Source organism: Mesorhizobium sp. P170090 (assembly GCF_057786115.1).
Map to the genome: position 1 here is coordinate 5,561,915 of NZ_JBYNWH010000001.1, position 13,215 is coordinate 5,575,129.

10 protein-coding genes and 1 pseudogene are annotated in these 13,215 nt (G+C 63.9%); 5 read left to right on the forward strand and 6 right to left on the reverse strand.

The features are described from left to right. Positions 1–18: 18 nt before the first annotated feature. From AC3EML_RS26800 to AC3EML_RS26815, 4 genes are read right to left on the reverse strand one after another with little or no spacing between them, the layout of a single operon-like run. The gene (locus AC3EML_RS26800; RefSeq protein WP_023670875.1) at positions 19–966 is read right to left on the reverse strand and encodes an ABC transporter ATP-binding protein; all 948 of its coding nucleotides are present in this window, start codon (positions 964–966) and stop codon (positions 19–21) included. Next, on the reverse strand, positions 944–1,942 hold the full coding sequence (locus tag AC3EML_RS26805) for an ABC transporter ATP-binding protein (RefSeq protein WP_023670874.1): 999 nt from the start codon (positions 1,940–1,942) through the stop codon (positions 944–946). The genes AC3EML_RS26800 and AC3EML_RS26805 overlap by 23 nt, the downstream gene beginning before the upstream one ends. A 2-nt stretch (positions 1,943–1,944) precedes the next feature. Beyond that, positions 1,945–2,943 (reverse strand): ABC transporter permease, encoded by a 999-nt coding sequence (locus AC3EML_RS26810; protein WP_352521937.1) that lies wholly within the window; start codon positions 2,941–2,943, stop codon positions 1,945–1,947. Further along, positions 2,944–3,930, reverse strand: coding sequence for an ABC transporter permease (locus tag AC3EML_RS26815; protein WP_023670872.1), 987 nt, complete (start codon positions 3,928–3,930; stop codon positions 2,944–2,946). A 313-nt stretch (positions 3,931–4,243) separates the two neighbouring features. Here AC3EML_RS26815 and AC3EML_RS26820 point away from each other — a divergent pair, with 313 nt between their 5' ends. From AC3EML_RS26820 to AC3EML_RS26840, 5 genes are all read left to right on the forward strand, one after another. Beyond that, positions 4,244–5,854: an ABC transporter substrate-binding protein gene (locus AC3EML_RS26820; protein WP_023830917.1), complete on the forward strand. Its 1,611-nt coding sequence runs from the start codon at positions 4,244–4,246 to the stop codon at positions 5,852–5,854. Between the two features lie 63 nt (positions 5,855–5,917). Then, positions 5,918–7,102 (forward strand): LLM class flavin-dependent oxidoreductase, encoded by a 1,185-nt coding sequence (locus tag AC3EML_RS26825; protein WP_023670870.1) that lies wholly within the window; start codon positions 5,918–5,920, stop codon positions 7,100–7,102. A 9-nt stretch (positions 7,103–7,111) separates the two neighbouring features. Then, on the forward strand, positions 7,112–8,149 hold the full coding sequence (locus AC3EML_RS26830; protein WP_352521936.1) for an ABC transporter substrate-binding protein: 1,038 nt from the start codon (positions 7,112–7,114) through the stop codon (positions 8,147–8,149). A 15-nt stretch (positions 8,150–8,164) separates the two neighbouring features. Then, entirely contained in the window at positions 8,165–9,385 is a 1,221-nt protein-coding gene (locus AC3EML_RS26835) for an acyl-CoA dehydrogenase family protein (protein ID WP_352521935.1), read from the forward strand. 8 nt (positions 9,386–9,393) lie between these two features. After that, on the forward strand, positions 9,394–10,656 hold the full coding sequence (locus AC3EML_RS26840; protein ID WP_023733272.1) for an FAD-dependent oxidoreductase: 1,263 nt from the start codon (positions 9,394–9,396) through the stop codon (positions 10,654–10,656). Between the two features lie 33 nt (positions 10,657–10,689). Here AC3EML_RS26840 and AC3EML_RS26845 read toward each other — a convergent pair whose 3' ends face one another. Together AC3EML_RS26845 and AC3EML_RS26850 are read right to left on the reverse strand one after the other, a co-directional pair. Then, positions 10,690–11,781, reverse strand: coding sequence for a rhodanese-like domain-containing protein (locus AC3EML_RS26845; RefSeq protein WP_023733273.1), 1,092 nt, complete (start codon positions 11,779–11,781; stop codon positions 10,690–10,692). Continuing rightward, positions 11,778–13,138, reverse strand: a pseudogene (locus AC3EML_RS26850) (LLM class flavin-dependent oxidoreductase). Before AC3EML_RS26850 ends, AC3EML_RS26845 begins: the two are co-directional and overlap by 4 nt. Between the last annotated feature and the right edge of the window lie 77 nt (positions 13,139–13,215).

Here is a 13,215-nt window from a genome sequence, read left to right on the forward strand (position 1 = left end):
TTTTGCTCCGTTGAACTTTCAGTTGAGGGTTGGTTCGGCGTAGTGGCAAGCGACGTGATGCCCCGCCGCGATCGCCCGGAATGCAGGCTCCTGCGAACGGCAGAGATCCGTCGCCAGCGGGCAGCGCGTGTGGAAACGGCAACCGCTGGGGATGTTCTGCGGGCTCGGCAGATCGCCATGGATCGGCGCTGCCTGACGCCGGCGCACCGGGTCCGGCACGGCGTCCATCAGTGCGCGCGTGTAGGGATGTTTTGGCGAGGTCCACAGCGTCGCATTGTCGGCGCTTTCGACGATGCGTCCGAGATACATGACCAGCACCCGGTCAGCGAAATAGCGGACCACCGACAGATCATGCGAGATGAACAGGTAGGACAGGCCGAGCTGCCGTTTCATGTCGACCAGCAGGTTGAGGATCTGGGCCTGGATCGAAAGGTCGAGTGCCGACACCGGCTCGTCGCAGACGACCAGTTCCGGATTGAGGATCAGTGCCCGGGCGATGCCGATGCGCTGGCGCTGACCACCGGAAAATTCATGCGGGTAGCGGCCAAGCGAATCCTTGGGCAGACCGACGCGCTCGATTATATCCTCTACAATCTTGCGCCGCTCGGCCTTGTTGCCGATGCTATGGACTTTCAGCGGCGCGGTCAGGATGTCGCCAATCGTGTGGCGCGGGTTGAGCGACGCGAACGGATCCTGGAAAATCATCTGGATGTTGCGGCGCGCCGCCTTCAGCCGGCGGGCGTCGAGAACGGTGATGTCGGTGCCGTTGAACTCGATCTTGCCGCTGGTCGGATCGACCAGCCGCATGATCGTCTTGCCGAGGCTCGATTTTCCGCAGCCGCTTTCGCCGACGAGGCCAACCGTTTCGCCGCGTCCGACCTCGAGCGAGACGCCGTCGACGGCGCGCAACGCACCACCCTGAGCATGGAAATGCGTGGAGAGGTCAGAGACCGAGAGCAGCGCCATGCGCAACCTCCGGAATGAAGCTGTAGGGGCAGGCGACGAGGCGATCCTCGCTCACCTCGACGAGGTCGGGCACGAAATGGGCGCAGCTATCGCGCGCCACCGCGCAGCGCGGCCGGAACGGGCAGCCTTTCTCGCCAGCGGCCGAGACGATGCTGCCGGGTATCTCCGTCAGCCTGGCGTCGCGGTAGTGCAGATTGGTCTTCAGCCTTGGCGAAGCGGCCAGCAGGCCGCGCGTATAGGGATGGAGCGGGGTTCTGAACAGCGCGCCGGGCAGCGCCTGTTCAACCTTGCGTCCTGCATACATGACGACGACCTTGTCGGCCCACTGCGCGACGACGCCGAGATCGTGGGTGATGAGCACGACAGCCATCGACAGTTCGCGGCGCAGCGTATCGAGCAGGTCGAGCACCTGCGCCTGGATGGTCACATCCAGCGCCGTCGTAGGTTCGTCGGCAATCAGCAGGCGCGGACGGCAGGCAACGGCAATGGCAATCATGACTCGCTGGCGCATGCCACCGGAAAGCTGGTGGGGATAGTCGTCGATGCGCCGCTGCGGATCGGGAATACGCACCAGATTGAGAAGCTCGATGGCACGGTTCCGCGCTGCCTTGCCGCGTATGCCTTCGTGCAGCGTCAGTACCTCGGTGATCTGCCGGCCGATGGTCAGCACCGGGTTGAGCGACGTCATCGGCTCCTGGAAGATCATGGCGATCTCGCGCCCGCGCAGGTTCCGCATCGCCTTCTGGTCGAGACCGAGCAGATCCCTGCCGGCGAACTCGATCCTTCCATTGGGGATCTTCGCCGAGCGCGGCAGAAGCTGCATCAGGGCAAGTGCTGTCAGCGATTTGCCGGAGCCCGATTCGCCGACGATCGCCAGCGTCTCGCCTTCGCCGACCTCGAAACTCAGCCGGCTGACCGGCTCGGTGCTCGGGAAGCGAACCGTCAGATTGTCGACCTTGAGCAAAGCAGCGGCCATCTCTAGCGCTCCTGCAAGAAGCGCGGGTTGAGCGCGTCGTTGAGGCCGTCGCCGATCAAGTTCAGCGCCAGCACGGTGAAGACGATCGCAAGCCCCGGCAGTGCTGTCAGATACCAGGCGGTGCGGATCAACTCCCTGCCCGCTCCTATCATCGAACCCCAACTGACGACATTGGGATCGCCGAGGCCCATGAAGGACAGCGCCGATTCCATCAGGATTGCGGTTGCCACCATCACCGACGAGGTCACGATCAAAGGCGGCAGCGCGTTTGGCAATATCTCCCGAAAGATGATGCGGGCATGGCCATAGCCGAGGCTGCGCGCGGCCATGACGAAATCCTTTTCGCGAATGGCGCGGAATTCGGCGCGGGTCAGCCGCGCCACCGTCGGCCAGGTGATGACGGCGATCGCCACCGTCACGACAAGCGCCGTCGGTTGCGCGATCGCCACCATGACGACCAGAAGCACGAAGCTCGGTATGGTCTGAAAGATCTCGATCAGGCGCACCAGCACGTCATCGATCCAGCCGCCGAAATAGCCGGCGGTGGCGCCGACAAGGATGCCGAAGCTCAGGCCAAGTGCTGTCGCCACCAGGCCGACGAACAGCGAAATCCGCGCACCGTGCAGAATGCCGGAAAGCACGTCGCGGCCCATGGAATCGGTGCCCAGCGGAAAGCCAGGATTCTGCCCCGGCCAAAGGAAGGGCCGCGCCACCATCGACAGCGGATCGGCCGGATAAACGACGGGCGCCAGCAATGCTGCGAGCACGACCAGCGACAGGAACACCACGCCGAACATGGCGTTGGGATTGCGGAGGAAAATCCTCAGCGCCCGGCCGCCGGCTGCAATCGGTACCGACGCCGCAGAGGCGGAGCGCGCGTCGGGCGCGTGAAGATTGCTCCAGCTCTTCGCCTCGGGTTCAGCCGGTGCCGCAGGCTCGCGAGCCTCGGCATAGGCGCGGCGGGAGCGGGCGTCGCGCGCGACGAAATCGGTTGAAGCCATTCAGCGCACTCCGATGCGGGGATCGAGCCAGGCGTGCAGCAGATCGACCGTCGCATTGGCGACGATGACCAGCAGCGACGACAGCAGCAGGATGCCGAGCAGCACCGTGAAATCGCGGCCCATGACCGCCTCGAAGGCGAGGCGCCCGAGGCCGGGCCAGGAATAGACGGTCTCGACAACCACGGCGCCGCCAAGCATGCCGCCGACATGCATGCCGGCCATGGTGGTGATGGGGATCAGCGCGTTGCGCAGGACATGGCGGATGGTGATGATGGTTGGCGACAAGCCCTTGGCGGCGGCGGTGCGCACATAGTCCTGCGATTGGACTTCCAGCATCGCCGCACGCGTCAGCCGCGCATAGATCGCCACGTAGAACAGTGCCAGCGACAGCGCCGGCAGGATCATGTAGCGCACCTTGTCCCACAGGCCGGCGAGACCGGTCAGATTGCTGCCGATGGTTCCCGAACCGCCGCTCGGCAGCCAGCCGAGCTTGACCGAGAACAGCACGATCAGCATCAAGCCGATCCAGAAGCCCGGGATCGAATAGAACAGCAGCGAAACGACCGAAAGCAGACGATCCGGCAGGCGTCCCGAAAACACCGCCATCAACGATCCGAGGACGAGACCGAGTGCGATGGCGATACTCAGCGCCACCGCCATCAGCAACAGTGTGCCCGGCAGCCGCTGGCCGATCAGGTCGGCGACCGGCATGCCGTAGCGCGGCGAAAAGCCGAGACTGAAATGCGCCAGGTTGTAGAGATAGTTGAACAGCTGGACGAGCAGCGGATTGTCGAGCCCGAAGCGCTCGCGCAGCGCAGCCATGGTTTCCACCGTGGCCGAACCGGCCTCGCCGGCCATGACGTCGGCAGCATCGCCCGGCGCAAGCTGCAGCAGGAAGAAGTTCAGGATGACGATGCCCAGAACGGTTGGCACCGCCTGGATGGCCGTGCGCCGGAAGGTTCTGCCAATGCGCGTCAGGGTCGACATCGTTTTCGCTATCCCGGCTGTGGCTGACGATGCGGGTTTACTGTTTCCCGGAAGTTCCGTGCTTTTTAGTTGACAAGATTTATAGACGTTGTCAAACCTGATCTAAGAACTTTTGTTCTGCAAATGGCGAAACTGCAGAATAGAATTTTGTTTCATGCTACAAAAAAAGCCATTTGAAGTATGAAATCTTAAGTGCGGGAGCGCGGCGGCCAAATCTTTTCACAAACGGGCCGGCTCTTGGAACGATGGATTTTTCACCCGGCTGCCGACGACCGGCCGATTGATGCCGGCAGCAAAAAAGGACCAGGGCACCATGTCTCATTTCCTCACTCCGAACCGCCGCAGGTTCCTCGGCCTTTCGGCGACAGTGCTCGGAGCCACCCTGTTGCCCGCATCGCGCAATGCCTACGCAGCCGAGCCGAAACAGGGTGGGACGGCGACGCTGCTGCTCTCGGCCGAGCCGCCGGTGCTGACGACGATCGCCCACACCGCATTCAATTCGGTCTACGTCTCGGCAAAGACCACCGAGGGCCTGCTGACCTATGATTTCGATCTCACGCCGCGGCCATCGCTGGCCAGGCAGTGGTCGGTCAGCGACGATGGCCTGCAATACACATTCAAGCTGCGCGAAGGCGTGAAGTGGCATGACGGCCAGCCATTCACCGCTGCCGACGTCGCCTATTCGATCGCCACGATTAAGGAGGTTCATCCGCGCGGCCGCAACACCTTCCTCAACCTTGTCGATATCCAGACGCCGGATCCGCTGACCGTGACGCTGGTTCTGTCGAAGCCGGCACCTTACCTGATCACGGCGCTGGCCGCGGCCGAAACGCCGATCGTGCCGAAGCATCTTTATGACGGCAGCAAGGCCGCCGAGAATCCGGTCAACACGGCTCCGATCGGCACCGGCCCATTCGTCTTCAAGGAATGGGTCCGCGGCAGCCACATCGTCTACGAACGCAACCCCGGCTATTGGGATGCACCGCGCCCCTATCTCGACCGGCTGATCGTGCGTTTCATTCCGGACGCCTCGGGACGCGCACTGGCGCTCGAGACCGGCGAGATCGACCTGGCGCCGGCAACGCCGATCCCGTACAGCGATTTGCAGCGCTTCGAAACGCTGCCGCATATCGGCTTCGAGAAGCAGGGTTACCAGTATTCCAACGGCATCAGCCGGGTCGAGTTCAACCTGGAGAAACCCTATTTCCAGGATGTTCGCGTCCGCCGCGCCTTCGCCCATGTCATCGACCGCGACATCATCCGCGACACCATCAACTACGGCTATGGCGCGACCATTCCGGGCCCGATCAATCCCAATCTGAAGAAGTGGTTCGTCGCCGACCTGAAGACCTATCCGGTCGACATTGCTGCCGCCGAGAAACTGCTCGACGAAGCAGGCTTGCAACGCGGTGCCGACGGCACCCGCCTCAACCTTGTCCACGACTATGTCCCGAGCGGCGAGACCTACAAGCGCGGCGCCGACTACATCAAGCAGGCGCTGTCCGCGGTCGGGATCGCGGTCACCGTGCGCAGCCAGGATTTCGCCACCTACACCAAGCGCATCTACACCGACCGCGATTTCGACTTCACCTTCAACGGCATGAGCAATCTGTTCGACCCGACGGTCGGCGTGCAGCGCCTCTACTGGTCGAAGAATTTCAAGCCGGGCGTGCCGTTCTCGAATGGCTCGAAATACAGCAACCCCAAGGTCGATGAACTCCTTGAAGCGGCCGCTGTCGAGGTCGACCACGAAAAGCGCTTCGAGCAATGGGCCGCGATCCAGCAGATCCTGGTCGAGGACCTGCCCGACATCGGCATCGTCAGCCAGCCGGAAATCACCCTCTACAACAAGCGCATCGCCGACCACACGGTGGGCGCCGAGGGCAATGCCGGCTCCCTCGCAACAGCCCACATCGTCGCCTGATCCGCCAAACCCGTGCGCGGTCTTCACGCACGGGTTCCCTGCCTCCATCCGAGAAAGTTCGCCATGACGCTCGCCCATAAGCCTGGTTCCATCGTCGGCACGCCCTTCTTCAGGGCGCCCACCGATTATCCCGACAGCCCGCTGTCGAAAGCGCTTCAGCAGCCGGTGCTGCTCGGGCTGTTCCTGCCGATCCAGGCCGGTGGTTGGACCAACTCGACCCTGGAGCGTTCGACCGACTGGCGCTTCGACTACAATCGCGACCTGACGCTCAGGGCGGAAGAGCTTGGCTTCGACCTTGTCTTTGCCCTCAGCCAATGGCTGCCCAAGGGTGGTTATGGCGGTGTCTTCAACGGCCAGGCGCTTGACAGTTTCGTGTCCATCGCAGCCATGGCCGCGATCACCAAGAGGATCATGCTGATCTCGACCATGCATGTTCTCTACGGCCCGTGGCATCCGCTGCATCTGGCGAAATTCGGCGCTACTCTCGACCACATCTCCGGCGGCCGCTGGGGCATCAATGTGGTCACCGGCCATCGCGCCGTCGAACACGAGATGTTCGGCTGGAACCGCATCGAGCATGACCGCCGCTACGAACTCGCCGCCGAGTTTGTCGAAGTGCTGCAGCGGCTGTGGCAGGACGACGAGAATTTCTCCTTCTCCGGAGAATCGAGCTGGAAGCTCAACGGCGGCTTTGTCACGCCGAAGCCGAATTACGGCCGGCCGATCCTGGTCAACGCCACCGGCTCCGACGCCGGCATTTCCTTTGCCGGCCGTTACTCCGACATCGTCTTCGTCACCAGCCCGGCCGGCTCAGACATAGCCAGCGCGCTGGAGGCGCTGCCGGCGCATACCAAGAAGGTAAAGGACGCGGCCCTCGGTGTCGGCCGCACCGTGCGCACGCTGCTCAACCCGCTGGTCATCAGCCGTCCGACCGAGAAGGAAGCCTGGGCGGTCGCCGACCAGATCGTCGCCCATGCCGACAGCCGCACGCCGAAGGGCTTCCAGACCTTCAACAGCGACGCCCAGGCCTGGAAAGGTCGAGAAGGCCGTGACGATCCCTACGCCAAGGTCGGCGGCAACATCTATCTCATCGGCACGCCCGAGCAGATCGTCGACCAGTTCGTCAAGCTCAAGGACGCCGGCATCGACGGACTGCAACTGTCCTTCTTCGACTTCAAGCCGGATCTCGAATTCTTCGGCGAGAACATCCTGCCGCTGATGAAGCAGGCCGGCCTGCGCAACGTCTGAGGAGCAATCATGACCACGACTGCGATCTCCGAAATCTGGTACACACGCTGCCCGGTGCCGACGCCTGTCGGACTTGCGGCACAACTCGGGCTTCTCGACGAAACCTTCCGCAAGGAAGGGATCGAATTGAAGTCGATCATCGACTCGCCCAACCGCGATATCCGCCAAAGCCATTTCAACCACACGCTCGACTGGTCGTTCCGCCACGGCGGCAACGTGCCGCCGATCCGTGCCCGTTCCGAAGGGCGCAAGACGCGTCTCGTCGGCATCACCTGGACCGACGAGTTCCAGGCCATCATCGCCTTGCCCGGCTCCGGCATCAAAACGACCAGAGACCTGAAAGGCCGCCGGTTCGGTATCGCCCGGCGTCCGGAAGGCGTTGTCGACTTCATGCGGGCGACGGCGCTGAAGGGCCTGGTATCGGCGCTGTCGCTCGAGGGCCTCAGCCATGCCGACGTCGAGATCGTCGACATCGCGCTGACCGACAGTGTGCTCGACAGCCAGGAAGGGCCATCGTTGTTCGGCCTCAAGCGCAAGCAGGCCTATGGCGAGGAGGCAGCAGCCCTGATCCGTGGCGAGGTCGACGCCATCTATGTCAAGGGCACGGCCGGCATCAATGTCGCCAATCTGATCGGCGCCATCCAGGTCGCCGAATTCGGCTTCCACCCGGAGCCCAATATCCGCATCAATTCCGGTTCGCCGCGCGTGCTGACCGTCGACGATTTGCTGGCCGAAGAACGCCCCGATCTGGTCGCTCGGCTGATCGAGACGATCCTGCGCGCCAGCGCCTGGGCCGAGGCGCATCCCGACGAGACGCGGCGCTTCGTTGCCCGCGAATCCGGCGCCACCGAAGAGCAGGTGCTGGCGGCCAACGGTCCGGATGTCCACAAACATCTCGGCCTCGGGCTGCAGCCCGAGCTCATCGCGGCGGTTTCCCACTACAAGGATTTCCTGTGCGACTGGGGTTTTCTCGCCAGCGATTTCGACGTCGAGAAATGGGTCGATCGCCGGCCGCTCGATCTGGTGACCATTCGCGCCGCCGCCTGAGAGGAAGCCAGCTTCATGACCTCGACCATTCCCGAGTTTCCACAACTCCTCGACACGGCAGCCGGCCTTGCCAACGACTTCGCGCTGACCGCCGCGCATCACGACGCGACCGGGGATTTTCCGTTCGCCAATTTCGACCGGCTTCACCAGGCCGGGCTGCTTGGCCTGGTGACGGCGCGCGAGCATGGGGGCCTCGGTGGCGGGCTGGTGGAAGCCCAGGCAGTGATCGCCGAGATCGGCCGTGGCGAGCCGTCGACGGCGCTGGTGCTGGCCATGCATTACAACAGCCAGTACGCGCTGCGGAAATCCGGCAAATGGCCGCGCCATCTGGTGCAGCGGATTGTCGAGGCCGGCCGCCTCGGCCCTGCTTTGATCAACGCCGCGCAGGCCGAGCCGGGGATCGGCTCGCCCGCTCATGGCAAGCCGCCCGAAACCATGGCCCGGCGCGACGGCAATGTCTGGCGGATATCCGGCCACAAGAATTACGTCACCGGCATTCCCATTCTGAAATGGGTGAACTTGCTGGCGCTGACCGACGAGCCGCAACCGCGCCTCGCCTCGTTCCTGGTGCCGACCAATGCGCCGGGATTGCGTATCGAAAAGAAGTGGAACGCCGCCGGCATGCGGGCCACCGCCAGCGACGATATCATTCTGGATAATGTTGCTGTTCCTGCCGAAGACATTACCGAGGCACAGCCGGCGTCCGAACCGCTGAGGCGCGAAGAGGGTTCGACGGCGTTCTTCTTTTCGCTGATCGGCGCCGTGTACCACGGTGCGGCCCGCGCTGCCCGTGACCGGCTGGTCACCTTTGTCACCACGCATGCGCCGGCAAGCCTCGGGGCGCCGTTGTCGACCGTGCCGCACATCCAGGCAGGGCTGGGCGAGATCGAGGTCCGGCTTGCGACCAGCACGCGGTTGCTGCGTTCGCTTGCCGAAGATGTCGATGCCGGCCGACCGGTTGGCACTGACGGCATGACGGTCAGGCATGTCGTCATCGACAATGCCGTTGCCGTCACCTCGCTGGCGCTGGAGCTTGCCGGCAATCCCGGCCTAAACAGAGACTTCCAGCTCGAGCGTCACCACCGCGATACGCTGACCGCCCGCTCCCACGCACCGCAGAACCACATGATCCGCGCGATCGCCGCCAAGGCGGCGCTCGGTCGCCACGTCGCCGGCCAAGTGGCCGAGAAGCCGGCTGTTGCCGCCGTCAGACCCAGGTTCGCGGCGGTCGGGTGAGCAACGTCATGGCATCCGAACATGTCGACGTCGCCATCATCGGCGGAGGTCCCGGTGGCCTGACACTGGCGCAGGGCCTGAAGAAGAACGGCATCAGTGTCGCGGTCTTCGAGAAGGATCGCGCCCGCACCGATTATGTCCAGGGTTTCCGCCTGCGCATCCGTCAGCGCGGCATCGATTCGCTGATCGCCAATTTGCCGCCAGAACTCTACGAGGCTTTTGTCGCCACGCTCGGCCAGGCGCCTGATCGCAACATCCTGCTCGGCGAGAATTTCGAGACCTTGGGCGAGGATGCCTGGGGCGGCGGCAACGCGCCCGGCGAGCCCGACGATACGCATATCGAAAAATCAGTGAGCCGCATCACGTTGCGCCAGGTGCTGCTGTCCGGCCTCGACGGTGTCGTGCGCTACGGCAAGGTCTTTTCACGCTACGAGGAGCAGCCGGACGGTTCGGTAACGGTGCATTTCGAGGACGGCTCGACAATCCATGCCGATGTGCTGGTCGGTGCCGACGGCGCCCGCTCGCGCGTTCGCCAGCAGTTGGTGCCGCATGCGGGGAGCTTCGACACCGGTGTCAGGCGCCTGGCCGGCAAGATGACGCTGCATGCGGCAGCCCTTCACCAGATCTCGCCGCTGCTGCTCGACTACAATGCCAGCGTCAGGCCGACAGAAGGTCATGGGCTGATGGTCACCAGCCACCGCGTCAATGTCGAAGCCTATCATAGATATGGGCTGATCGGGCTGGACGACGACACCCACAAGGACATTGCCGGTTTCCATTTCAACAACACCACCAGCTATGTCTGGTGGAACACCGCCTATGAGAAGGACGAGCTTGCCACGGATGACGCGCTGGCAAAGCTCTCCGGCGCCGAACTGCTCAGCCTGCTGATCTCGAAGATCGGCCACTGGCATCCGGAGCTCCTCAACCTCATCCGCTATACCGATCCGTCGACGGTGGCGCTGCTGCATGTCCATAGCTCCGAACCAGTCGATCCGTGGCCGACGAAACAGGTGACGCTGCTGGGCGACGCCATCCACGCCATGACCTATTTCCGCGCGCTTGGCGGCAACACCGCGATCTACGATGCCGGGTTGCTGGTGCCCGAACTCGTGGCCGCCAAACGCGGCGACAAGCCGCTTCTCCAGGCACTGTCGCACTACGAGGCCAGAATGCTGGAGCACGGCGCCAAAGCCGTGCGTTCTTCGCTGACCGCGATGCAGAAGAACGTGCTCTCAGGCCGCCGCCGTCAACAGGAAGCCGCCGAATAGCGCCTCGAAGAATCGGCTGACAACGCTCCTGCTCTACGCCGCTTCCACCAGGCTGGCCGATCGGAAATCATGCAGGAGGATGGCGATCTCGAAGCCGCGCCGCTGCAGCCAGTGCGCCGTCGTCGCCGCGCGGACACCAAGCAGATCGTCGATCAGCACGATGCGGGCGCCGCGCACGGCGATGGTGCGATAGGCGACGCCGAGCAACTGCCCGCCCTCCGACGCGATCGACCCGGCAATGTGCGCTTCGGCGAATTCCTCCGGTGTGCGCACGTCAAGCAGGTAGGTCGTCCGCTTCTCGTCCTTCGCCCAGGCTGCCGCGGTCGCCGCATCGATGCGCGGAAAGCTGTCGCCTTCGGCGAGTTTTGCGATGTGCTCTCCGGCGAAGCGCTTCGCGTCCTCGCTGGCCGAACCATACCCAGCAGTCCTGCCGGTCTCGAGCGCAAGGCCGGCCTCACGCCACGCTTTGGTGCCGTCGTGCAGATAGGCAACCCTGTTGGGCACACCGGCGTCGATCAGCGTCTGCGCGCCGATGATTGCGCGCGGCAGGCCGGCACAGGAGACAACCACCTGCGTCTCCGGCGACGGCACCAGGTCGGCGAAGCGCAGCACCAGTTCGGCGCCCGGCACGCTGATGGCGCCAGGCACATGGTCCTTGTCGAACTCCGCTACCGTCCGGCTGTCGAGGATCACCACGTCGGCGACTTGGCCTTTGAGCGCTTCAAGTTCGTCGACGGTGATGACCGGCGTTCCTTTCTCGTCGCGGATCGCCAACGAAAAATCGACGCCCGGCGTGTCGAAGGTCGGCAAGCCGTCCAAGCCGCCTTTCGTCCATTCCGGAATTCCACCGGCCAGTGCGAAGAGCTGGCTGCGTCCGCGCCCGGTCAGTCGTTCGACAAGTCGCTCGGCAACGCCGCTGCCGTCATCGGCCAGCACGGTGCGCACCGCTTTGCGCGGGATGAAGCGGTCGATCTCCGCCTCGACCTGATCTGCGGGCAGATTGGTGGCGAACAGCGGCGATGCATATCCGACAGCCGCGCTGTCTCTGATATCCAGCACCGCCAGTTCCTCGCCGTCCGCCAGCCATTGGCGAAACGTTGTCGAGTCGATCGTCGTGTCGCTCATGATGCTTTCCTCTCTTGCTGTTCGGCGGCGCCACGGACCGGACGCGCAAGGCCGAGATTCTCGCGCAACGTCCTGCCTTCGTAAGCAGTGCGAAACAGGCCGCGCCGCTGCAGCTCCGGGATGACGAGGTCGACGAAATCGGTGAGGCCCGTCGGCAGGATCGGCGGCATGACGTTGAAGCCGTCGGCCGCCCCGCCGGCAAACCACTCCTCCATCATGTCGGCCACGTCTTTTGGCGTGCCGACGATCTGGAAATGGCCACGTGCACCGGCAACGGCGAGGTACAATTGCCGGATGGTCAGGTTCCGGCTTGCGGCCAATTCGGAAACGACTTTCAGGCGGCTCTTCACCGAATTTGAACTGCCGAGTTCCGGCAACGGCCCGTCGAGCGGATAGCCGGAAAGATCGACGCCACCGAGCAGTCCCGAGACCAGCGCCACGCTGACCACCGGATCGACGAGGCGCTGGATGGCGTCGAACTTGTCCTCGGCCTCCGTGCGTGTCGGCGCGACGACCGGGAAGACACCGGGCATGATCTTCAAGGAATCGGCAGAGCGGCCAAAGGAGCCCAGCCGGCCCTTCAGCTCGCTGTAAAAACCGCGCGCCGATTCGATGGTCGGATGGGCCGTGAAAACCACCTCCGCCGTGCGCGCCGCCAGGTGCTGGCCGGCATCGGACGAACCGGCCTGGACGATGACGGGATGGCCCTGCGGTGGGCGGGCGACGTTGAGCGGTCCTTTGACGCGGAAATGCCTGCCGACATGGTCAAGAGCATGGATGCCGTGCCGGTCGATGGCGATCCCCGAAGCCTTGTCGGCGACGAAGGCATCGTCGTCCCAGCTGTCCCACAGCTTCTGCGCCACGGCGACGAACTCTTCGGCGCGGTCGTAGCGATCGGCATGAACGGGGTGCTGGTCGCGGCTGAAATTGGCGGCCGCGGGCGCATCGGCCGAGGTGACGACATTCCAGCCTGTCCTGCCGCCGCTCAGATGGTCGATCGAAGCGAATAGCCGCGCCAGATGGAAGGTTCCCAATAGGTGGTTGACGCTGTCGCGACGAGCCCAATCCTTTGCGTGATGGTCGACAGTGCCGACAACAGCGTCAGCGGCTCGAAATGCACGACATGGCCGGTGCGTTCGAAAGTCTCGATCGGCTGCTCGCCATTGCGCGCGCTGAGGCTGTCAGCGAGGAAGACCATGTCGAAGAGACCGCACTCGGCAGTGCGCGCGGCGTCCGCATAGTGTTGAAAACTCAGGCCCGGATTGGCCGGCACATCGGGATGGCGCCAGGCGGCGACATGATGGCCGGGTCCGCGAATGAAGGCTCCAAGCCTTATCTTTCGATCTTCAGTCATCAGTGGTTCTCGGGCTGGTCGCAAAGGGCTCTCCTATCTAGCGCCTGCCAAACGCGCTGAGCGAAAGAATGCCTTTCGCC